This window comes from Atopobium sp. oral taxon 416, assembly GCF_018128285.1.
Taxonomy (GTDB): domain Bacteria; phylum Actinomycetota; class Coriobacteriia; order Coriobacteriales; family Atopobiaceae; genus Olsenella_L.
In genome coordinates this window covers 758,357-780,424 of the sequence record NZ_CP072380.1, presented here as the reverse complement: position 1 = coordinate 780,424, position 22,068 = coordinate 758,357, and the positions used below count along the sequence as shown (strand labels likewise).

Below are 22,068 nucleotides of genomic sequence, written 5' to 3'. Positions count from 1 at the left end.
AGGACGATGATCTTCCTCAGACTGGGAAACTCAACTTTACGGCCCAGAGTCAGCTTGCATGCGCTACCCACTAGAGACCGCGAAAACCCACTCTCAGCGTATTCTATGTCACAAGCGGCCACTAGTTCAATATCTCCAGGATTGATGCATACAACTAGTTGCCGAAAATCAATGCTGAACGGACTGCCAGATGAGTCTTTTCCAGATATGGCCTTATTCCTCTATCTCATACAGGCGCATATCCCCATCCGCCAGCAGCAGCTTGAACCCTGGGATTTCATCGCCTATTCCAGAGATGCCGCTCCACTGCTCAGAGACAAAATGCTCTGTCACCGATGTGTTACCATCATCTTTAGAAAGCAGAATGACATATCTGGCGCCGGTATCAGCAACTGCCTTCTGCACTGCAGCATCACTACCTATATTGACCAGAGACGTACGAATAAGTTGGCTCTCAGGGGAATCTTCTGAGTCGGATGCTCTCAGTCCTGTCTCAATCTGATTGTAAACAACGTTCAGCCCATCAAACCCATAAGCAGCAACGCTTCCATCGCTCGGATCATTTATGACGGGGGCATCCGAAGGAAGGATGCTCAGACATTCCTGGACGAAGGCTTCCTCAGCCTCGGAATATGGAGCTGTCTTTGCATACGCGGTTGCATACTGACTGCGGATTTCGCCGAAAGCTGTGGTCACCGCAGCGCTGTTCCCCGGATCAATATAGTTTGGATAGAAATTCATAAGCAGAAAGACCGCAGCTGTCAGAAGAGCGGGCAAGGGACCACGAAGCTTCTCTGGCAGGTCAGAATACCTGGCGATAACCGCATGCACCCACGTGCAAATAACAGAAAGCCCAATTGCCGCAAGCGGCATTGCCATGATTGCACAGATGGCTGCAATCCGATTCGGATCGGAATACCAGAAGCCCGTGAGGTACCGTTTGAGGAAACCATCCGTTGATACATTGATTATGAACGCGATACAGAAGAAACCATATGGCACGATAAGCCATCGGGTCTCTCTGCGAAGGAGCGCAGCAGCAATGCCGAGCAGCACAATTGCCGCCAGACATAGCTGAGGAAACGTGTAATAGTTCATTCCTTTCATGTATGCTTGGGCAAGGATATTGATGAAGGACTGAGCTGCTGTTGTATAGGAAACCCAAGCGGAGTAGGATACAACCCCCTGCATAAAGGAGCTTCTATACAGCAACGTCCATACAGCAATGCATGCGACAAGAAGCAGCAGAGACTGCAGACGGCGGCCGGAAGCAGAATATTGTCTATCCTTAGAATGCTGTGCCACACAGCGATAGCCCTCTGGGCTGTTCATGACATGCATAATGTAGAAGACTACGAAGACAGCCACTGCAAATACAGCGTTCGGCTGCAGCATTCCAAGCCCTATAATTCCCATAATCCCCGCAGCAAGAAGTTTCCCTCTGTCTTTTGCCTCGGCCATGGGTGAGAAGAGTACTAAGAAAGCAAGGGCCACAGCTGGGGCGCTGCAGAAAGACGCCAGGTTTGGGAATATCGGTCCCCAAAGTAAGTCTCTCCAAGGAAAGGCAGTGAATGCCACCGGCACTATCGAGCCGATGAGGATTGTCTGTCTGTCGTCTTTGAAAAGCACCATGAACAGACCAAGTATGCCAACAGGAAACACAACACTGCAGTAAGCCCAGTTGACTGCATTCATGGCCATAGTAGACGATATGTTGCCAGACATTGTTACCAGAGCCACGACTTCATGCCACGCGACAGGATAGAAACCAGTAGTACTGCTTCCATAGAAAGAGGAATCTAATGTTCCTGTATCTATTCCCATACAGGAGAAATCACCAGTTGCAATAAATCTTTGGACAAGATTGGCATGGAAGATAGCATCATACTGTTCGACCATCCCACTATAGCTCGGCAAGGAGCGAACGAATACATACCAGCCTATGCATGTGCCGACCGCTGCATACAGCGCTATCGCTCCAACAGTACCCCAATCCGACAGGATATGGCACCTGCCCTTTCTGATATGCAAAATGAGTTCGATAATCAGCAATGCAGCAGCAGGAATCAGCATGGTAAGCGGAGAAGATGTTATACCGATGTATGAATATAGAATGCCAAGCACACCGTAATATGCTGCACTTACCACAGGAGCCATAGAAACGGAGAGAGGCAGAGGCACTCGGATACTAAATGCCCTTACGAGAGCAAAGCCAGGCAAGAACAGAAATACTATCGCAAGCAGAAAACCTATATACATCTTCTTGTTCCAATCGAAGCAGCCGGCTTCTTATTGTCTGAAATGCAGGACTGATAATTACGGATATTATATCGAACGGCGAAGCATATGCTCTGAATGTGGCACTCAAGCAGCAGCCAAGCATCCGTAGGGCCATCGGAGAGCTCCGCGCCAAGCAGGCTGCATCTCTGCCAACAGCATGTCTTCTATAGTTGTTTCACTCCTGCGTTTCTTTTCCCAGAGCGTCCCGATACTATATTGTTGCTATCTTTCAATTCCCATCTTCGCTGTTAAGGAGTAATTGTCATGCCTAATCGAAGCCCAAAAGTCAGCGTCATCATCCCCTGCTACAAGGTGGAGAAGTATCTGCCGAAATGTATCGCTTCGCTCGTGGGACAGACGCTCGACAGCTATGAACTCATCTTCATCAACGATGGCTCTCCCGACCACTGCATCGATATTCTGCAAGAGTGGCAGTCCCGCTATCCTGACCGTATCGTCATTATCGACAAGAAGAATGAAGGTGTCTGGCGCGGCCGCTGGGACGGCATCGCAAAGGCCAGGGGCGAGTACATCGGCTTTCTCGATAGCGATGACTATGCAGAGCCGAATTTCCTGCAGGACCTCTATGATACGGCAAAGGCTGCAGATGCAGATATCGCTGTCTGCGGCTTCTCGAGGACCGATCTTGCAACTGGCAAGGTCCTCTCCCGCGAGATGTGCGACCAGCGCAGCCCCTTCACAATCAGCAAGGATCCGGGACGTCTCCTCGAGCTCAATGGCGCTCCCTGGAACAAGATCTTCCGTGCAAGCGTGATTAAGTCCCTCGTAGATCTGCCAACGGAGCCACCTGTACTCGATGACCTCCTCTTCCACTGGCTTGCCTACCTCGAGATGAATGGCGAAGTCGTCTTTGTACCGGAATCTCTCGTCAACTACATGGTCCGCTCCGACTCCATCATCCAGACCGTGAAACCCCAGCAGATCGAGCCGACCTACGAGGCTTTCAAGGAGGTCAAGGAGCGCTACGCCGCGCACGATGCTTCGGAGGGCAAGCAGGAGGCACTCGACGCTGCCGCCTTCCTGCACCTCGGCATCTCATTCAACTACCGCCTCGCTGCCTCTCCCGACTGCGACCTCAAGGCAACTATCCAGATGTGCACAGAGTTCCTGAACAAGAACTTCCCCACCTGGCATGATTCTCCCTACATCAATGGACAGTATGCAAGGACACACGGCAAGACCTTCAAGAGGCTACTGACGGTCTCCAGGTTCTACAAGCTGGGACTCCTACCAGCCTTCCTCTCGGTTTACAGCGCCGTCATCAACCATTTCGGCATCGATATCAAGTGGTAGCACGCTACCGTTAGGAGCCCTTAGTGGAAAACCAGCCAGAGCCTCTCGATATCAAAAAGAATATGCTCTACAACACCATAGGTAGCCTGACCTATCAAGGCTGCCTATGGATCACTACCGTCCTCGTGGTCATCCTGTCGGATGGCTACAGCGATTCCGGCATCCTATCATTTGCGATGACCATAGGCAACATGTTCACGGCAGTAGGCACCTACAGCATGAGGACGTACCAGGTGTCGGATATCAAGGGCAATTACTCCCAGAGGAACTACGTTGCCTTCAGGCTCATCACTCTGCTCATCGGTCTCATCGTTATCGGCATCTATTCTGTGGCCGTCTCTCCAGACAGCCTCACCCTCATCGCTGTCTTTGCCTATCTGCTCTTCAAGATCGACGAATCGTTCTGCGATGTGCTCTACGGCGTTGACCAGCGTGGCGAGCGCATGGACTATATCGGCATCTCCCAGTTCATCCGTGGCGTCCTTGCCGTCCTTGCTTTCTCGCTCAGTCTCTACCTCTCGCAGAACATCGTCCTTGCGATCCTTGCCATGTTCCCCGCAGGACTCATCGTGACAATCTCCTACGACATTCCGCACGCACACCGCATCGACGACATCCGTCCCAGCATCAAGGCTGAACAGGCAAAAAATCTACTTGTCGAATGCCTCCCCATCGTCTTGGAGATTCTCTTCCTTGGCATGATCGTCTCTGTTGCCCGACAGTACTACGCCAATGCCTATGGCAGCGAGCGTCTTGGCATCTATGCCGCCGTGGCCACTCCTGCCGTCCTCATACAGGCCGCTGCCCGCTACCTCTATGCACCGGCACTCGTGCCTCTTTCGGAGAAATGGAATGACTCTCCCAAGGAGTCCTTCCTCCCCTTCTTCAAGAAGACGCTCCTCATCATGCTCACTTTCATCGTCGTGGGCATCGCAGTCCTTGCATGGGCTGGACCAATACTTCTGAATCTCGTGTACGGACAGAAAGTCGAAGGCTATACCTACCTCTTCACGAATGTCCTCATCAGCACGAGCGCGCTTGCTGTCCTTTACTACCTCACTGATGTCCTTGTCATCTGCCGCGACATCAAGGGTGCGCTCATCAGCGCCGCAGCGGCTCTCGCCATCACACTTGCGACCATGATTCCACTGGAAGCTACCTTTGACATGCAGGGCATCAACTATGTCGTGATCATCGCGTCACTCGCAGGCGCTGTCTTGTCGCTCTTCCGCCTTTCCCACAATAAGAAGCTTGCAGCTTAAAAACTGCACAAAGTATGCCGCCCTCCAGATTGCTTAGGTCTGGAGAGCGGCATCACATACAAATCCGAGCCGATAGGACCTACTCTTTCACAACACCCTTGCAGTAGACGCTTGCAAAAGCACTGATGAGATGGGCCTTTGCCAGCATGAGATAGATCTTGACAGCAAGGCGAACCTGCAAAGGGTCGGATGTGGTGATACTGGTTACAGGGAAGTTCAGGGGCACATTGTGCTCTCGATACCAATCCATAAGCTTCACATGCTCTTCCATAAAACGCTCTTTCGTTGCCAGACGACCCGAGCGGAGCATGTAGTAGACGCCCAACTTCAGATAGTGCAGGTTCAGCAGCTCATCGCGCTTATTAACATCAGCGTCGATCCTGTCAAGCAGCTCGGTAAGCTCGATGTCCCTGCGCAGTCCCTTGTGCTTCGTATTCGTGATGCTCTCCCTATTGCAAATGAAGTTGTAGCCAGCATACGAAAGAACCGCAACCTTGTTTGCATAGGAATAGGCAACTGTCACAAAGTGGTCGTCGTCACCGAGCACGAGTGGAACAAACTTGAGGTTGTTCCTGCGGATGAAATCAAGATTGAAGATCTTGGCCCAGGGAGCAAGAATCTGGTATCGTGCCCACGGCACGTCCTTCGGAACGACTTCGAACTGCTCCTTGCCGTCCACGATACGCTTGTAGCCGCCAACAACCACGTCGGCACCTGTACGCTCGATAGCATCGACAAACTTCTCGAAGTAGTCACGGTCTACATAGTCGTCGCTATCGATGAACGTGACATACTTGCCTGTAGCTTTTGCAAGGCCCAGATTACGCGTCTCTCCAGATCCGCTGTTCGGCTTGGAGATGGCAATGACACGATTGGGATAGCGATCCTGATAGCTCTCAATGAGCTTCTTCGAGCCATCCTTGCTGCCATCATTGACCAGGAGGATCTCTGCGGTGTCATCCGTTGCGGCAATGATACTGTCGACGCACGATGGCAGCCACTTCTCCGCGTTGTAGATGGGAATGATAATGGATAGTTTCTTCACCCTGTCGCCCATATATATTGTCCTCCGGATTATAGAGAGCTTCTAATGTGGCCTATTCTTCCTGTTGAGCATAGACTATGCTCCCAAGCTGCCTGATGGCAGACGAAACTGGAGCATATTCAGCATACTGCACGCAGTAAGATACGAGTCGCACTCTCATGATACCTAGCAATATGAGCAGAAAAACGAGATGTTTAACAGGGGACTGCGGTGGATAATTTAGACCCGATTCCTCATATGACTCGAACCCCTATCAAGTGGCAATGCTATCGCGAAGCTGGCACCCACAAGGCTTCCTGAACTGATGGATAAGGGATATTCGGAAAAAATCATCCTTTGCGCAATGTACAGATGCTTCTGAATCGCTAGCCCTTCGAGCTGGGCTTTATGCCGAAGAACTCCCTGTCTGACAGCGTCTTTGGGACGCGCAATGCGCATCCCAACACCATCGCGGCCTTCTCTATCTTGTCCGCAGGGCCATCCATCATGGCATGGAACAGCTCGAGCCAGCCAGGGAGGTCGTGCCTGTCGAATCCGGAATGCGAGTTGAGGAAGGTCTCCAGCAGGAAGCACGGGCGGTTGACGCTCCTCAGCGGATTGTCCCTGTCGGGCATGCGCGATATCTCCCCTGCGTCGTACTCGACGCTCTCCCAAGACAGCCTCTCAACCAACACCGAGTACGACCTCTCCTTGTCATGGGAGAGTGTGGAGCCCCGTATGCCTCCCAGGCCCTGGCCCTGCTCGGCTTGCCCCTGCCGCACGATATGAAGACTGACCTGCCCTCCCTGTCGCAGCCACGCAAAGCTTGTTCCTGGAGAGGCCGCGCTTCCTGCTCCTCGTCGGTGCGGGCTCACGGGTAGTACTTCTCGTCGATCTGCACGTCGACGGACAGCACGGCGCCATCCTGGATCCCGTCCAGGACTTAGAACAGCTTGGCGATCCAGTAGGGCAGCGTGGTCTTTGGTCTGCACTCCTCCCTCATCAGGCCGTTCATGCTCTCGAACGAGAAGGTCTGGAGCAGGAATTCGCACCGCTCGGACACCGGCAGCCTGTGTCCCTGGAATATGGTGCCGTCCATGGGCGTGAACGTCCTGCCGCAGCCATGGCAGCGCCATCTGTGGACTCTGTTGCCGTCCGTGCCGCATCCTCCGATGCGCGCCGAGCCGCAGAAGGGGCAGCGGTCCCTGCGTATAGACGCTGAAGAAGGCGCCCTCCTGCTTGGCAGAGAGCGGCGAGTGCCGGTACCTGTACATGCTCCTGTGGCTCTGCATGACTGCCGTCTCGGCATAGCGCCGCTTCTCTCCGTTTGTGGTGGTAGTCCTAGCTGGCCGGGTGGGAGGCGGCGCCTAGGACTACCACATCGCAAGAGCGCCGCCACCCGCCCCGCCATTCTCGCGGGTCGATATGTGGTTAGTCCGATTATAGGGCGCCAAACTGCACATTCTGCAAAGGATGATTTTTATGGCGAAACAGGAGCAGAGGAAAACTCCCCTACTCCTGCTTACCGTAAGCCCCTATGTCACCTATCGACTATTTGTGAGGATAGAACCCGCTCACATTCTCATTCGTGTTGATCATGATGTTCTTGGTCTCAGAGTAAGCATCCAGGATACGCATATCGTTCTCACGGCCATAGCCGGACTCCTTGTAGCCACCGAACGGTGCCCCGACAGGAATCGCGTTGTAGGTGTTGACCCACATACGGCCGGTCTCAACAGCACGTGCAACTCTCAGTGCACGGTTGATATCCCTCGTCCAGACAGCGCCACCCAAGCCGTACTTGGAGTCGTTAGCCATACGGATAACGTCGTCCTCGTCCTTAAACTTGATCACGACAGCGACAGGCCCAAAGATCTCGTTCTGAGCGCAGTCCATATCGTTGGTTGCGTCAGTGATCAGCGTCGGTTTGAAGAAGATACCCTTTGCGCAGTCGCCCTCACTGTAAGGCTCACCGCCGCAGGCAATCGTTGCGCCCTGCTTCTTAGCGTTCTCAATCCAGCCCATGACCTTATCCTGCTGCTTCTGGTTGATCTGTGCGCCGAGCTGGGTGTTCGGATCCATAGGATCGCCGATGGTTACCTTGTTGAACTGGTCAACAAGGGCACCAACCATCTTGTCGTAGATGCCTTCCTGGATGAAGACACGGGAGCCTGCGCAGCAAACCTGGCCCTGGTTGAAGAGGATGCCCACCTGGACACCATCGATTGCCATGTCAAAGTCGCAATCATCGAAGAAGATGTTTGCGGACTTGCCGCCGAGCTCCAGGGTTGCCGGAATGAGGTGGGATGCGGCAGCGTCTGCCACGTTGTGGCCGATTGCGGTGGAGCCGGTGAACGCGAGTTTCGTAAAGCCCGGGTTGTCCAGCATGTACTGACCGGACTTGGAGCCTCTGCCGGTAATAACGTTGAAGACGCCCTTCGGGAGCACGTCGGTGAGCAGATCCGCCAGGACAAGGACGGAGAGCGGGGTGCTCGAAGAAGGCTTCATAACGATGCAGTCGCCTGCTGCCAGTGCCGGGGCGATCTTCCACATTGCCATCAGGAACGGGAAATTCCAAGGAACGATCTGGCCCACGACACCGATCGGCTCACGGAGGACAAGGCTAATGATGCCGTTATCCAAGATTTTCGCCTGGCCTGTCTCCGTCTCGATCAGGCTTGCATAGTAACGGAAGTGCGATTCGCCAACAGGGATATCGATGTTCATGGTCTCACGGATAGGCTTGCCGTTGTCCATGGTCTCGATCTTGGCCAAGTCTTCTTTGTTTTCCTCGATAATGTCAGCGATCTGGTTCAAGATGTTGACACGCGCAGTTGGATCCATTGCCTTCCATTTCGGATAGGCTCTCCAAGCAGCGTCAACGGCCTTCTGAACATCGTCTTTCGTAGCCTCAGCGCAAGTAGCGAGCTTCTCACCATTTGCTGGGTTGGTCGTTACGAACATAGAACCGTCTGAAGCGGGAACGAACTTACCGTCGATATACAGACCGTAGCTATCCTTTAGCTTGTACCCCATCTATAATCATCCTTCTCAAAACCGTACAGAGACCCAGGCGCTTAAACTAAATCACCATTCCCTGTAGGAAGAGTTTGAATAAAACAAGCCGGCTAATTTTCATCATAGGTTACAGAATCAAAACAGGTGATTTTTTTCGTTGAACGGTAAGTTTCCTCATTTATTTGGTAAATTTTGATTTATAATTAAAGTTTTGGGAATAAGAATACTTTAACGTCTCCGCCCAAACAGAGATGCACGCTGATACATAGTACGACTCCATCCAACACTAGATAAAGCCTTTATCCTTTTTTTCAAGGCCTTAGTATAGCGCAGAAATGGTCATCATCTCGACAAACTAGTGTTCCCATGTTTAAACAACAACTAAAAAAGATGCAGTTCACATGTGAACTGCATCTCATATCTATACTCCCAAATTTCAGAAGAATTACTTGCTCGCAGGAACCGCGCCTAGCTCTTCTTCCTCTTCCTTCTCATCCTGCTTCTTCTCACCATTCGGATCGGGGAGAACCAGGTTCAGGATGATAGCGACGAGCGCGGTCACAACAACTGCGGAGCCACCGAAGATGCTGGTGATCCAGTTCGGGATGCCAGGGCCTGCAAGGGAACCAGAGACAGTGGAGATGCCCATACCCAAAGCAACTGCAAGGCCGGCGATGGTAGCACGACGGTTGGTAAGGCCACCCTTGGTCAAGATGCGAATACCGGTCATCGTGATGGAGCCGAAGACGGAGATCGTTGCGCCGCCGATAACGCACATCGGAATCGTATCGAGGACAGCGGCGAACTTAGGAACGAGGCCTGCGATGACAAGGATAAGTGCAGCGGTGGTAAAGACACGACGGTTAACAACCTTGGTGGTGGTTGCAATGCCGACATTCTGTGCGAAGGTTGCGGTCGGAAGGCCACCGAAAAGAGCGCCAACCGTAGAAGCGATGCCCTCGCAGAGAATGCCGCCACGGATCTCTTTCAGCTTCGGCTCACGGTCCATAGCGCCGTTCGTCACAGCGGAGAAGTCACCGATCATCTCGACAGCAGCGATGATGAACATCGCGCCCAAAGAGACGATTGCATCCGGTTGGAACTCGATACCAAAGGGCAGGAACTGCGGGAGTGAGAACCAATTAGCGGGGCCAACGCCGGAGAAATCAACCTTGCCCGAGAAGAGAGCAATGATGTAGCCAACGATCATGCCAAACAGGATGGAACCAAGCTTGGTGACACCCGTGGTGAAGTTGGCAAAGAAGATGCAGGCAGCCATAGTGATCAGAGCGATAATCCAGTTCTGGGCGCTGCCGAAGTCAGGAGCGCCAGTGCCACCGGCCATATATCCAACTGCAACAGAATACAGAGAAAGGCCGATGCAGAAGACGACCGTGCCAGTTACGACGGGTGGGAAGAGTTTCTTGATCTGCTTCAGGAACATCGCAAAGAGCATCGCAATGAAGCCACCGATGAATTGGGCTCCGATGATCGCGGCGATGCCAGAGGTGCCACCGATGCTGTTCAGAACAGGGACGAACGCAAATGAGGCGCCCGTGATAACAGGGAGACCTGAGCCGATCACGCTGAACAGCGGGCGTGCCTGCAGAAGGGTTACGATGCCAGAGAACAGCATTGCAGATTGAATCATCAACGCACGCTCATCGGGCGGCAGATTGCATGCAGAGCCGACGATCATAGCCGGAGTAATAATACCGACAATTGCGGCAATAACGTGCTGTATTGCCATAGGAACATAGAGCCTGGCAGATGGCTTTCCTTCGTACAAGAACAATTGGCGAGTATCTTTGTCCATCGCTTCCATCTGCGCATTCTTATTGCTCATGCGGATCCTCTCTCCTTATGTATGAGGCCGTCTGCGTACAACCTCTGACCGTATAACAAACAAACTATAAGTGTTTCTTACTAACTTTCTGTTTGCTAACCAGACTATAAGAAATGTATCAACTGAACGGTAGGCATTATTCTGTGTGCGGTAGTTCCTCCTGCCCGTGTAGGGAAGAGAAAGCGGTAGATTTCTATCCCTCGTACACTACCATAGAGCCCGGCTATTCTGACTCATCGCACTATATTGTGCTGAGTCTTGCGTCAACTAAGGTATCTTCACAGCTGTAGCTGTAAAGACACGGTTGAGACCTTATGGCTGACAAGCACGAAAAGCACAAGCGATACGACAGATTGAGCCTTGCGAAAAGAAGATCCATTGAGCATGGGCTAGATTCAAAAACACTCTATCTGTTCCATCGCAAAAGACTTTGAGAGAGTACCCTCTACAGCGGGTAGAGAGGTTAGGCACCACGTGGTCTACATAGCGCCTAAGGGAGAGCCCAGAGAGCCAAAAGACAAAGACTGTCAAGGAAACGCTTGTGGCAGCCACCGCAGTGTTGCTTCGGGTGTATGAGATACACAAACAGAGGTATGCCACTACCGCATCCATGTAGCCTATATGGTGAAATACGCACAAACGCTTGCAGATGAAATATGGCATCGATATGAGCAAAGAGGATACAACACACACAGTTGCCCACATACAAGATAAGCTCGCTTGTGAGCTTTCCCCTCAGCAGATAGCAACTGCCTCTCCTGCTCCAGTATCTGCCTTCACTATCTATCGCTGGGTTCACAGACGGTATAGCTATTATGTCTGCCGTGGACTTTAAGGCGATCTGTGGGCTATAGGTCCTAACAACACGCCTTTGTGCCCCGTATAACCACCCGTCCGAGCGCTTATAGTCGTTTCTGCCCTTAGGAGAGCCTGTGTTGGTGCCTGGGAGATAAATACAGCAGAAGGTCTTCAATCTGACAGTGAATGTATCCTTACACCTTTGTACAGACTATCGAAGTTTCAGCTCATGTCTTTGATGGGACACAAAGACTGCGACAATACAAAGCGAACACTTGAGGCGCTCTTTGAATTTGTCAGAGAGCCGAGTTCTCAGATGAAAAGGTGCCAGGACACCTTTTCGAAGGAGAGGCTCAAGCAATCAGGCTCTACTGCTGCGGCCTTAGATAAGGCCAAGAAAAAGGGGCCTGTGAGAAGAACCACGAGAAGATAGGAAAGATCTTGCCCAAAGGCTCTGTTAGCTTCGACACATTAGCACCTGAAGACATACAGCCAATGTGCTTTGAGGTCAGCTCAGGGCTCCACCCATCGCGTTGCTATAAGAGACCAGCTGAGAGATTCTGGCTTGGGGGATGTGGCAGACAAAATGCTTCAGGCGACGCACACACAGAAGATCGCCTGCAGTGACCTTCTCCACAAACCAGAAGCCATCACACTCTGTCGTCAGAAAAGGGGTGATGCCTTAGGCTAGAGCCTAAGTCAAGACCACAGAGTTGTACAGATTCGCCCCATTGCGCTGAATGTGGATCCTCGCTACAACGGGTTAGATGAGTTGGTTCCAAGACTTATCGCAACACCGAAAAAGACGATAGGTTCCTGCGCAAATACTGAGAACCGACTGTTTCTATCAAAGATCTGTTGTCGAGAAGTCTTGCGCTGAGTGCGAATACACTTTCTAGCTGCTAGATATTGCGCTAACTTTAAGAATCAATCCAAAATATGTATTCCCTCAATTCTGCCACCATGACCTGTGAACAGATCATGGTGGCATTCTTATCATTCATTGGAAGAGGCACTGAAGTTTTCATAGAAGTGCTTTATAGGAATCGGTGGTGTGAAAACCCGTGAACTTTAGTTCGCGGGATGAAACGCCGTCCAATCGCGTTTGCCTTGTTTTTCAATATTAGTGTTTGAGGGTTTCGGCGCTGACTTCGCCTGTGGTGGCGATGGAATATCCATCCGACCAGAATGTGTGCTCATGCCAGTAGATGTGACGTAGATATGATGCGTGGGTTTCCCATATGTGGAATGTGGTGAACGCTTTCAAAGTGCGCACGAAGTCGCTTAGACGGATGGTTGGTGGAGTTTAGATCATGTAATGAATGTGGCCTTTGTCGGTCTTCATGTATGGGATTGAGACGTGGCCCCGTGTGACGATCTCGGTTGAAAGCTGTTTGACATCCGTGATCATCGTTGGGTCGGTGAGTGTTTTCCTTCGGTATTTGGTGGCAAGGATGAGGTGGTAGCGTAACAGGTATTTCGAATGGTTCCCATGTTCATAGCGATTGTTCATGTTGATCTCACCACCTATCGGATATTGCTTATGTATTACATATAACAAGACATGAGTAGGAGGGAGGTGAAACAAAAAAATGCAGTACGCGACGCAAACCAACTACATCCGCCATCTCAGCGCCAACCACTACCGCGCTCCGAAGCTCCTCTGCCAGTACTCAAACAACCTCTACAGCAAGGCCCTGTATCAGACAAGACAGCCTGCCTTCAACGAAGGCGGGCTCCTCTCATACGAAACCAACTATCATCTGTGCAAAACCAACGACATCTACAAGATGCTGCAAGCCTAAGTAGCCAAGCAAACGATGAAAGTTGTCGCCCCTAGCTTGAGAGCCTTCCCTTGCATTATTAAAAAATGCAAGAACTGAGACTACAGGTATTCTCAAGTGGTAATCCCACATTACCGGACAAAGGGGGCATGGTCCCACTGATACTCTCCACGAACGGACTGTTCAAACTGCCCGTGAGCAGACGATTCATGCAAGCCCATCCGGACATGTCAAACATACGTATCCTTGTGCTCGATCGTTTGAACGGGCACCATATCAAGGGCATCTGCATCCTTCCCGAACGGGATGGAAGCTGCTTCAAAATCCAATACGTGTTCGAAACACAGCAACAGCCCCCTCGATTTGGATGTAAACCGTGTCGCGGGAATGGACTTGGGAGTCGATAATCTCGCCACATGCGCCACCCCCGACCATGGATACTTGGTTGGTAGGCGACGACTCAAATCAATCAACCAGTACTACAACAAGCGGTTGGCGTACCTGAAAAGCCGACTGGACAAGGATGGGGACGCTTTGAAAACCAGCCGTCGAATCCAAACGTTGAGCGACAAACGGAGCTGGCGCATACATGACTACATGCTCAAAGCTGCGCGCACCATCATCAACCTGTGCATACGGGAAAACACGGCCACGTTGATCGTCGGCTCCAACATGGGATGAAACCAAGGAGTCAATCACGGCAGAAGGAACAATCAGACGTTTGTGCAGATCCCCTACGGGATGCTCAAACGCCAACTCAGCTACCTGTGCTGGAAGCATACTATCCGATACATGGAGCAGGAGGAGGCCTACACTTCCAAAGCATCCTACTTGGATGGGGACACAGCCCCCCGAATACAAGCCTGATGACAAGACGACGCATGGTTTCTCCGGTAAGAGCATCAAACGCGGACTGTACCGAACCAAGGAAGGCGTCTTGGTGAGCGCAGACATCAACGCTACCGCGAACATCACACGTAAGCAGAAACCGGCAGATCGGCAACTATGTACAGGTGTTTTGACAACACCACAGCGGATCCATACCGATTAAGACATGGGTCACACTGGAATCCCGTAAACTTCAGTTTACGGGAATGTCAACCCGCTTTCTTACACTCAGATTATCTTTGAGGCTCGTTCTAGCCATTTACAACCGCTACACTAGCAGAGCAACCCAGTCGATCAGCACCAGCTTTAATCATGGTTAAAGCTTCTTCACGGGTATGGATTCCACCTGCTGCCTTAATCTTGCAAGCATCCCCTACTGTCTTACGCATAAGCTCAACATCGTGAACTGTAGCGCCACCGGTGCTAAAACCAGTACTTGTCTTTACAAAGGATGCGCCAGCTTCTACGCAAAGTTTGCAGGCATGTACTTTCTGCTCGTCAGTAAGTAAGCAGCACTCTAGTATCACCTTAAGCGTGTGTCCTTGTACTGCATTAACGACGGAAGCGATATCGTGCTTCACGTATTCATCATCGTCGTCGAGGAGCTTACCCACGTTGATAACCATGTCAACTTCACGGGTACCATCGGCGATTGCTTGTGTTGCCTCAGCAACCTTTGCCTGTGTACTGCAGGCACCGAGGGGAAAACCAATACAAGTGGTTACTCCTACACCAGTACCAGCAAGATACTCTGCCGCAAATTTAGTCCAGCAGGAATTGATCGATACGGTAGCAAAGTGATACTGTGCCGCTTCGTCACAAAGCTTTGCGAGATCTGCCTGAGTAGCATTCTGCTTGAGGTCGGTATGGTCAATATAGGAAGCAAGCTCTTCGTTTGTCATGTAAACTCCTATCTTTTAGTTGTTGCATTTGAGAGCTGAGTATCGAATGCTTTCAGATGGCGGATTAGCATTCTGAGTGCAACAGGATGACCCGCTGAATGCAAGCATGGCACACTCCGGAAGGCTACGATGTTGGTTGTCCAAGTCAACGTCGAAAGCTGGAAGGAATGTGCCACTACAAGCATCGTAAGCCCTCAGGAGAGGGACTGCATAGCCAAGCTGCATGGCACAAGGGAAGCTCCATCGGCTATATCGCGGCAGAGATCGGCAGGGACAGCTCCAGCGTCTGCCACAAGCTCAAGAGGAACGGCCGGCACGGGCGCTTTAGGGCATGTGCTGCCCAAAAGGAGGGCGGATGAGCGCCACAGGAGATGCAGGGCGAAAAGGCGGCTTTCAGACCCTGCGCTTACGCAGAAGGTGCGCTTACTCATCATGGACAGACACTGGTCCCTGGAGCAGATAGACTATATCTCAGGCTCGAGGGTGGCGGCAGGTGCACCGTTGAGCCTGCCGACTATTCTTACCGGCAGGTCCGTAGCCGTCGCCCTCGAGCTGCCGGAATCCGGCCGCGAAGGCCAGGTGCGGCGCCACCTGCGCAGGAAGGGGAAGAGAATCCGCAGGAAGAGGCCTAAGACGAGGGGCAAGATCGAGATCTTACACACCGTAAAGGAAAGGCCCAAGCAGGCCGATGCGAGGTCTCGCCTCGGAGAGGGGGCAGATGACACGCTCGTGGCAGCGGGGCCCGTGTGCCTGCTTGTGCTTGCCGACAGGGCAGTGAGGCTGCTTGCCGCGGAAAGAGCCACCACGATAGCGGAAGCGTCTCTAAGGCCGAGGAAGGTACTGAAATACAGGACAGCCAACGAGGTCTTTAGGGAGATGTTGCACTCAGCTTGACAATCTGCCGCCCTTAAAGATGGCCTATTCGCGTGTGTGGGGATATATCGCCTGTGGGGCCATATCCCACAGCGAGCAGGACAGCCAATACATAAGCGCTTAAGCTTGTCTCCCAGGCGGCCGTGCACGGCGTGAGGCACTCCTGTAAGGTACACCGGAAGCTGCCACGACAGTGCGCAAGCAGAATCGCTTCTCGAGACACTCAAGGGCAAGTGGTACCGGTCAGACAGGAGGTCTTCGAGCGCTTCGAGAGGGCCCTTCCATCCGATCTGGCGGCCACGCAGGCCGCATAGAGATCTGGGATCTTGCTGTCCCTTATATTGATGGGGCTTAGACCTTCCATTCGTCCCTAAGCCCTATGGGGCCTCTTGAAGCGTCTTGCCAGCATACCTGCCTTAAGCATCCATATCGCACCTTAGGACCAAAGCCTTCCGTCACCAAAACCCTGCTGTCCAGGCACCACGTACTTAAGGGGATGCAGGAGTGCTACCCATCATAAGTAGCGAAGAGCCCAAAAAATACATCCTCCTCTTGCATACAAAGGATGGAAGGCTCACACCAATGCGATGGCTCAACGCGTATTGGCTACAGTTTAAACGAGCTTTTCAACACCACTGCGTGTGACGCGAGCGTAGATCAAAGGCTCATGGACCGGTTTTTCACTGCCAATCGTATAGGCGCCACTGAGCTCGTTTTTACCTTCAGTAAGTTTGGCCCCATTCTGAGCGTACAAGGTTGCCAAGACCTCGCCTTTCTGTACTTTCTCGCCCGTCTTCTTTGCAAGTACGATACCTGCTAGAGGATCGATAAGGTCGTCTTTGGTAGCACGTCCGCCTCCAAGTGCGGTAGAGGCTAGTCCCACCTGTTCGGTATTCATATGGTGAATCCAGCCATCACATGAAGCTTTGAGCTCAACGCTACAGGTGTCATGTCCAAAGCACTCTGGCGCGAGCACGTAGTGCTCATCACCTCCTTGGGCTTTAACCATCTGTGCAAACTTCTGAAGTGCTTCTCCATTGCTCAGCTGTTCTTGCACCATCGCTCGACACTCCTCGACACTACCTTTTCCAGCAAGCTCGAGCATATTTGCTGCAAGTTCAATACATACAGCAACGAGATCATCGGGACCGTTCCCCTGGAGCGTGCATGCAGCTTCTTGTACCTCAAGGGCATTACCCACACACTGGCCCAAGGGTCGATCCATATTGGTAATCAGAGCTGTAGTGGTACGACCCACGTGCTCACCGATTGCGACCATCTCACGTGCCAGAGCAATTGCGTCGTCAGTTGTCTTCATGAACGCACCGCTGCCACACTTAACATCCAGCAAAATCTTATCGGAGCCCGCTGCGATTTTCTTGCTCATGATGCTCGAAGCGATCAGGGGCAGTGAATCGACAGTGGCAGTCACATCACGCAAGGCATACAGCTTTTTGTCAGCAGGCACTAAGTTATCGGTCTGTCCGACGACGGCACATCCCACCGTGCGTACGATATCGAAGAACTGTTCACGCGACATCGAAGTGGTAAGTCCTGGAATAGATTCCAGCTTATCGAGGGTGCCACCTGTGTGACCCAGTCCTCTTCCGCTTATCTTTGCAACGTGTACTCCAAGTGAGGCGACAGTCGGAGCGACGATCAAGGTGGTCTTGTCTCCTACGCCTCCGGTGGAATGTTTATCGACCTTGACCCCCGGAATCACGGAAAGATCAACTATATCCCCTGAGTGCGCCATATCAAGGGTGAGACGAGCAGTCTCATGCTCGCTCATCCCCTCATAGAAAATTGCCATGCACAGTGCCGAGGCTTGGTAGTCCGGAATAGAGCCCTCAGTGTAGCCCTGGACAAAAAAGTCTATCTGAGCATCGCTCAGCTCATGCCCATCACGTTTGGACTCGATAATGTCATACATCCTCATTAGCACTAACCTTCTTCACCTGAATGCGTGGTAGTAGTCTCCGCACGCTCCAAAGTATCTGGCCCAAAACTCTCCGGTAAAATCTCACGCAATAACGTGGAGCGATACTCATGCTCTGAGCGAGCAAGAATAATACAGAAGTGATCCGGATCACAAAACTCACGCATCACCTGCCGGCACACACCACAGGGAGCACACCAATCAGAGATAGCTTGTCCTTCAGCCCCTCCGACAACGGCGATCGCGGAAAAGCTCCGCTCTCCCTCATACACCGCTTTGAAAAAGGCGGTGCGCTCTGCACAGTTCGAAGGAGTGTAGGCTGCATTCTCTATGTTGCACCCCTGATACACAGTGCCACCACTCGTAAGAAGTGCAGCCCCGACCGAGAAGTGAGAATACGGAACATATGCATGGTCACGAGCTTCAATTGCCAGATGCACAAGCTCTTCATCTGAAACGCTCATACCCCATGCCTCCTAACTCTACTTATTTGCTTTCTACATACGGCACACCGTCTGCCTTAGGGGCAACGGAGCGTCCCACAAAGAGCACCAGGACAATGATGGTCATAATGTACGGAAGCATTGCCAGGATCTGGCTCGGTACGATGGAATTGCCACCCCCGAGCATAATTGCGAGCGCCTGGGTGAAGCCAAAGAGCAAGCACGCGCCGTAGGCACCCTGCGGGGTCCATTTGCCAAAGATCACGGCAGCAAGAGCTATGAAGCCCTGGCCACTGATTGCGGTCTGTGTGTACTGAGAGATGATTGCGAGGGTGACAGAAGCACCTCCCAATCCAGCTAAAACACCGGAGGCAATAACGCAGCTGTAGCGGATGTGAAATACGTTGATACCGAGCGTCTCAGCCGCTTCTGGGTGCTCACCGACTGCACGGATGTGCAGACCGAGCTTGGTGCGATACAGCACGAACCACAGGACGAGGGTGGCGATCAACCCTAAGATAACGGTGATATCGATATCGAGACTCGCGAGCGCTGAATCACCAAACTGCGTGGTATCGAAGACTTTCGGTAAGGTCGTAATCGGTTTGGACATTGCAGCTCCGTCAAAGAGTCGACGGCACCAGAAGAGTGCCAGGCCCGGAGCAATCAGGTTGATCGCTACACCGGAGATCGTCTGATCGCCTGCAAAGCGCACTGAAGCGATTGCGTGCAACACGGCTACAAGTCCACCGGCGATACCAGCCCACAGAAAACCCATCCAGGGGTTTCCCGTGATAAAGCTGCCTGCCACACCGGCCATAGCGCCAATGTTCATCATCCCCTCGATACCGATGTTGGTAACACCGGAGCGTTCAGATAACACGCCACCCAGAGCACCAAAGAGAAGCGGTGTCGAGTACATGAGGGTAATTGAGAGGCACAAAAGCAGATTAGCTAACATGGGTGTCTCCCCCTCTCACACTTTCTTGAGCAAGCATTTTTGTGGCACGCTTATGTTCAGAACGATTGATCAGCATAGGGATAACGTTACCCAATGCCATGCAGAACACGATGGTGCCGATCATAATGTTGATGATCTCAGAGGGGGTACCCATGACCTGCTGTAAGGTCTGACCACCGTAGATGAGACCAGCGAACAGAAGGGATGCAGGGATGCAGCCAAGCGGAGAGCATCCGGCGATGAAGGCAACCGACAAACCGTTGAAGCCATAGTTTTCAAAGGCTGCGATCGTCGCGATTCCGTGAGGAGAAATACCGGTGATATTGAGTACACCGGCAAGACCACTCAGGGCACCGGAGATCAGCATGCACAGAACTAAGTTCTTCTGAACATTGATGCCGGAGAAGCGGGAAGCGTCAGCATTCAGACCGACCGCCCGCATCTCATAGCCCCTCTTGGTACGCTTGAGGAGCCAATTGATAAAGATAGCAGCAGCGATTGCAACAATGATACCGATATTAACGTCGGTTTTCACCATCACCTCGCGCAACCAAGGGATGTTGGACAGTGCCGCCATACCCTCATCGGAGGTCTTCCAATTCGGCAGGATCATCGTAAAGCCACTTTCGTGGATTGGATAGGATCCCGTGGAATTCGGCTGGTGAAAGATATCGAGAGATACCACATAGTTGCACAGGTACAGTGCAATCCAGTTGAACATGATTGAGGTGATAACCTCGTGGATCCCGAACTTTGCCTTCAGCCACCCGATCAGGGCGCCGAGACCTGCACCAGCAAGGGTGCCTACACAGATCACGAGCGGGATCTCTAAAGGAGCCGGCAAATCAACCAGAATACCGACGATAGTTGCTGCGATTGTACCGACAATGTATTGGCCCTCAGCACCGATATTGAACAGACCAACTCTAAATGCAAAGGCGACAGAGATACCACACAAAAGCAGCGGGGTCGCTTTGATGATAACGTTCGAAATATACTTTGGCTTGGATAGCGCACCTGCAAACAGGGCTGCAAAGGATCCACCGGGATCGTAGCCTGCTAACAACAGGATGATAGCCGCGACAGCAAAACCGATAACAATAGCGAGGATTGCGGAGGTAATCGGCTTCTTGAGAATCTTAGCGACTGTACTATTCATGCTTGCCACCTCCTGCCATCAAAAGACCAACTTTCTCTCCGCTCACCGTATGTTGCTTGAAGGAACCGACGATTTGACCGCGGTGAATAACGTCGATGGTATCTGCGACATCCATGACCTCATCCAGTTCCAGAGAGATCAAAAGAATGGCCATCCCCTTATCGCGCTCACGGATCAAGGTATTGTGTACAAACTCGATAGCACCGACATCCAGACCACGCGTCGGCTGTACAGCGATCAGCAGATCGGGGTCGCTGGACACCTGACGAGCAATGATGACCTTCTGCTGGTTGCCACCAGAAAGACCCCCCACTGGGTGATCCGTACAGTCCTCAGGACGTATGTCGAACTCTTTGATCAAGGAGTTTGCAAACTCACGCACTTTCGTGTAATCAAGGGTAATACCTGCACCAAACTTATTCTCGTTGTGGCGCTCGAGGACCGTATTTTCTGCCACCGTAAAGGGCAAGACTAAGCCAAAACGCTGGCGGTCAGCAGGGATCGTAGAGACCTTGTGATCGATGATCTCACGCGGAGTCTTATTCTGGATCTCCTCATCGTTGACGGTGACAGTTCCTGACTCACTCTTTGTAAGACCACAGAGTGCCTCTATAAACTCATTCTGACCATTGCCGTCGATACCGGCAAGGCCCACAATCTCACCTGCATGCACATCGAGGTTGAGCCCACAGACTTGCTCGATACCACGGGCATCCTTGACGTGTAAGTCTTTAACAGAGAGGACAACTTTCCCCGGCTTTGCAGGAGTCTTATCGACTGACAAGTCGACGTGACGACCGACCATCTTTGAAGCGAGCTCTTCTTCTGAGCTCTTGGAAACATCGACAGTGCCCATGTACTTACCACGGCGAATAATAGTGCACTTATCTGCGGATTCCATGATCTCTTTCAGCTTGTGCGTGATGATAATGATCGTCTTGCCCTTTTCAACAAGCTCTCTCATAATTTTGATGAGCTGCGTGATTTCCTGAGGCGTCAAGACTGAGGTTGGCTCATCCAGAATCAACGTATCGCAGCCACGATAGAGCGCCTTCAAGATTTCAACACGCTGTTGCATACCGACGCTGATGTCTTCAATCTTTGCGTCAGGATCAACTTCAAGCCCGTACTCGTCGATAATCCGTTCGACTTCTTTGCGAGCGCCGGCCATATCCAACACACCGGCAGTGCTGCAGATCTCTTCTCCCAATACAATGTTTTCGGTGACTGTAAAGTTCTCTACGAGCATAAAGTGCTGGTGCACCATACCGATACCGTGCTTGATAGCATCCTGCGGATTTTGAATATCGACGCGCTCACCGTTTAAATACACTTCACCTTCATCGGCATTTAAAAGGCCATACAACACATTCATAAGCGTCGATTTGCCGGCACCATTTTCACCGAGGATCGCATGGATAGACTGTTTATGAACATCGAGATCAACACCATCTAGTGCTCTAAACGTACCAAATGTTTTCACTATGCCGTGCATCTGTACGGCATAGTCAGAACTGACCTCCACTGCCCACCTCCTCCATGAATAAAAAGGGAGGGTTTTCTCTCACCCTCCCCTT

General features: G+C 51.9%; 19 protein-coding genes and 1 pseudogene. 7 read left to right on the top strand and 13 right to left on the bottom strand.

Going from position 1 to position 22,068, the window contains the following annotated elements; translation table 11 throughout:
* Positions 1-213: 213 nt before the first annotated feature.
* A complete protein-coding gene (locus tag J4859_RS16040) occupies positions 214-2,259 on the bottom strand; it encodes a DUF6541 family protein (RefSeq protein ID WP_371812178.1) in 2,046 nt (681 codons plus the stop codon).
* A 285-nt stretch (positions 2,260-2,544) separates the two neighbouring features.
* Between J4859_RS16040 and J4859_RS04215 the strand changes: the two genes are divergently transcribed.
* Together J4859_RS04215 and J4859_RS04210 are read left to right on the top strand one after the other, a co-directional pair.
* Positions 2,545-3,594 (top strand): glycosyltransferase, encoded by a 1,050-nt coding sequence (locus J4859_RS04215; protein ID WP_212333130.1) that lies wholly within the window; start codon positions 2,545-2,547, stop codon positions 3,592-3,594.
* Positions 3,595-3,617: 23 nt separating this feature from the next.
* Entirely contained in the window at positions 3,618-4,856 is a 1,239-nt protein-coding gene (locus tag J4859_RS04210) for a lipopolysaccharide biosynthesis protein (RefSeq protein WP_212333128.1), read from the top strand.
* 79 nt (positions 4,857-4,935) lie between these two features.
* Here the strand turns inward: J4859_RS04210 and J4859_RS04205 are convergent, their stop codons facing one another.
* The 6 genes and pseudogenes from J4859_RS04205 to tnpA all read right to left on the bottom strand — a co-directional run bounded on the left by J4859_RS04205 (position 4,936) and on the right by tnpA (position 13,055).
* Positions 4,936-5,913, bottom strand: coding sequence for a glycosyltransferase (locus J4859_RS04205; RefSeq protein ID WP_212333126.1), 978 nt, complete (start codon positions 5,911-5,913; stop codon positions 4,936-4,938).
* Between the two features lie 353 nt (positions 5,914-6,266).
* Positions 6,267-6,662 carry a hypothetical protein gene (locus J4859_RS04200; RefSeq protein WP_212333124.1) on the bottom strand — a complete coding sequence of 132 codons (396 nt, stop codon included), beginning with the start codon at positions 6,660-6,662 and terminating at the stop codon, positions 6,267-6,269.
* A 161-nt stretch (positions 6,663-6,823) separates the two neighbouring features.
* On the bottom strand, positions 6,824-6,979 hold the full coding sequence (locus tag J4859_RS04195) for a hypothetical protein (protein WP_212333122.1): 156 nt from the start codon (positions 6,977-6,979) through the stop codon (positions 6,824-6,826).
* Between the two features lie 452 nt (positions 6,980-7,431).
* Positions 7,432-8,916, bottom strand: a complete 1,485-nt coding sequence (locus tag J4859_RS04190; protein WP_212333120.1) for an aldehyde dehydrogenase family protein — start codon at positions 8,914-8,916, stop codon at positions 7,432-7,434.
* A 427-nt stretch (positions 8,917-9,343) separates the two neighbouring features.
* Entirely contained in the window at positions 9,344-10,744 is a 1,401-nt protein-coding gene (locus tag J4859_RS04185; RefSeq protein ID WP_212333118.1) for a uracil-xanthine permease family protein, read from the bottom strand.
* Between the two features lie 1,921 nt (positions 10,745-12,665).
* Positions 12,666-13,055: pseudogene (gene tnpA, locus J4859_RS16035) on the bottom strand (IS200/IS605 family transposase).
* 79 nt (positions 13,056-13,134) lie between these two features.
* On the opposite strand from tnpA, the gene J4859_RS04170 reads away from it, so the two are divergent.
* From J4859_RS04170 to J4859_RS04160, 3 genes are all read left to right on the top strand, one after another.
* Positions 13,135-13,347 (top strand): hypothetical protein, encoded by a 213-nt coding sequence (locus tag J4859_RS04170; RefSeq protein WP_212333112.1) that lies wholly within the window; start codon positions 13,135-13,137, stop codon positions 13,345-13,347.
* A 342-nt stretch (positions 13,348-13,689) separates the two neighbouring features.
* The gene (locus J4859_RS04165; protein ID WP_212333111.1) at positions 13,690-14,007 is read left to right on the top strand and encodes a transposase; all 318 of its coding nucleotides are present in this window, start codon (positions 13,690-13,692) and stop codon (positions 14,005-14,007) included.
* A 154-nt stretch (positions 14,008-14,161) separates the two neighbouring features.
* Positions 14,162-14,377, top strand: coding sequence for a hypothetical protein (locus J4859_RS04160; protein WP_212333109.1), 216 nt, complete (start codon positions 14,162-14,164; stop codon positions 14,375-14,377).
* An 88-nt stretch (positions 14,378-14,465) separates the two neighbouring features.
* Here J4859_RS04160 and deoC read toward each other — a convergent pair whose 3' ends face one another.
* Positions 14,466-15,116: a deoxyribose-phosphate aldolase gene (gene deoC / locus J4859_RS04155; protein ID WP_212333107.1), complete on the bottom strand. Its 651-nt coding sequence runs from the start codon at positions 15,114-15,116 to the stop codon at positions 14,466-14,468.
* Between the two features lie 167 nt (positions 15,117-15,283).
* Between deoC and J4859_RS04150 the strand changes: the two genes are divergently transcribed.
* A complete protein-coding gene (locus tag J4859_RS04150) occupies positions 15,284-15,475 on the top strand; it encodes a hypothetical protein (protein WP_212330361.1) in 192 nt (63 codons plus the stop codon).
* A 73-nt stretch (positions 15,476-15,548) separates the two neighbouring features.
* A complete protein-coding gene (locus J4859_RS04145; protein ID WP_212333105.1) occupies positions 15,549-16,010 on the top strand; it encodes a hypothetical protein in 462 nt (153 codons plus the stop codon).
* 592 nt (positions 16,011-16,602) lie between these two features.
* On the opposite strand, the gene J4859_RS04140 is transcribed toward J4859_RS04145, so the two are convergent.
* From J4859_RS04140 to J4859_RS04120, 5 genes are read right to left on the bottom strand one after another with little or no spacing between them, the layout of a single operon-like run.
* Positions 16,603-17,928 carry a pyrimidine-nucleoside phosphorylase gene (locus J4859_RS04140; RefSeq protein WP_212333102.1) on the bottom strand — a complete coding sequence of 442 codons (1,326 nt, stop codon included), beginning with the start codon at positions 17,926-17,928 and terminating at the stop codon, positions 16,603-16,605.
* A 5-nt stretch (positions 17,929-17,933) separates the two neighbouring features.
* Positions 17,934-18,392: a cytidine deaminase gene (locus J4859_RS04135; RefSeq protein WP_212333100.1), complete on the bottom strand. Its 459-nt coding sequence runs from the start codon at positions 18,390-18,392 to the stop codon at positions 17,934-17,936.
* Between the two features lie 22 nt (positions 18,393-18,414).
* Positions 18,415-19,332: an ABC transporter permease gene (locus J4859_RS04130; protein WP_212333098.1), complete on the bottom strand. Its 918-nt coding sequence runs from the start codon at positions 19,330-19,332 to the stop codon at positions 18,415-18,417.
* Positions 19,322-20,491, bottom strand: a complete 1,170-nt coding sequence (locus J4859_RS04125; RefSeq protein WP_212333096.1) for an ABC transporter permease — start codon at positions 20,489-20,491, stop codon at positions 19,322-19,324. Before J4859_RS04125 ends, J4859_RS04130 begins: the two co-directional genes overlap by 11 nt.
* On the bottom strand, positions 20,484-22,016 hold the full coding sequence (locus J4859_RS04120) for an ABC transporter ATP-binding protein (protein WP_305852679.1): 1,533 nt from the start codon (positions 22,014-22,016) through the stop codon (positions 20,484-20,486). The genes J4859_RS04125 and J4859_RS04120 overlap by 8 nt, the downstream gene beginning before the upstream one ends.
* Positions 22,017-22,068: the final 52 nt, after the last annotated feature.

What these genes read in the sequence shown, in the direction of transcription:
- J4859_RS16040 (WP_371812178.1), bottom strand. Translation starts at nt 2,259, where the DNA reads ATGTATATAGGTTTTCTGCTTGCGATAGTATTTCTGTTCTTGCCTGGC.
- J4859_RS04215 (WP_212333130.1), top strand. Translation starts at nt 2,545, where the DNA reads ATGCCTAATCGAAGCCCAAAAGTCAGCGTCATCATCCCCTGCTACAAG.
- J4859_RS04205 (WP_212333126.1), bottom strand. Translation starts at nt 5,913, where the DNA reads ATGGGCGACAGGGTGAAGAAACTATCCATTATCATTCCCATCTACAAC.
- J4859_RS04195 (WP_212333122.1), bottom strand. Translation starts at nt 6,979, where the DNA reads ATGGACGGCACCATATTCCAGGGACACAGGCTGCCGGTGTCCGAGCGG.
- J4859_RS04190 (WP_212333120.1), bottom strand. Translation starts at nt 8,916, where the DNA reads ATGGGGTACAAGCTAAAGGATAGCTACGGTCTGTATATCGACGGTAAG.
- J4859_RS04185 (WP_212333118.1), bottom strand. Translation starts at nt 10,744, where the DNA reads ATGAGCAATAAGAATGCGCAGATGGAAGCGATGGACAAAGATACTCGC.
- J4859_RS04170 (WP_212333112.1), top strand. Translation starts at nt 13,135, where the DNA reads ATGCAGTACGCGACGCAAACCAACTACATCCGCCATCTCAGCGCCAAC.
- J4859_RS04160 (WP_212333109.1), top strand. Translation starts at nt 14,162, where the DNA reads ATGGGGACACAGCCCCCCGAATACAAGCCTGATGACAAGACGACGCAT.
- deoC (WP_212333107.1), bottom strand. Translation starts at nt 15,116, where the DNA reads ATGACAAACGAAGAGCTTGCTTCCTATATTGACCATACCGACCTCAAG.
- J4859_RS04150 (WP_212330361.1), top strand. Translation starts at nt 15,284, where the DNA reads ATGTGCCACTACAAGCATCGTAAGCCCTCAGGAGAGGGACTGCATAGC.
- J4859_RS04145 (WP_212333105.1), top strand. Translation starts at nt 15,549, where the DNA reads ATGGACAGACACTGGTCCCTGGAGCAGATAGACTATATCTCAGGCTCG.
- J4859_RS04140 (WP_212333102.1), bottom strand. Translation starts at nt 17,928, where the DNA reads ATGAGGATGTATGACATTATCGAGTCCAAACGTGATGGGCATGAGCTG.
- J4859_RS04135 (WP_212333100.1), bottom strand. Translation starts at nt 18,392, where the DNA reads ATGAGCGTTTCAGATGAAGAGCTTGTGCATCTGGCAATTGAAGCTCGT.
- J4859_RS04130 (WP_212333098.1), bottom strand. Translation starts at nt 19,332, where the DNA reads ATGTTAGCTAATCTGCTTTTGTGCCTCTCAATTACCCTCATGTACTCG.
- J4859_RS04125 (WP_212333096.1), bottom strand. Translation starts at nt 20,491, where the DNA reads ATGAATAGTACAGTCGCTAAGATTCTCAAGAAGCCGATTACCTCCGCA.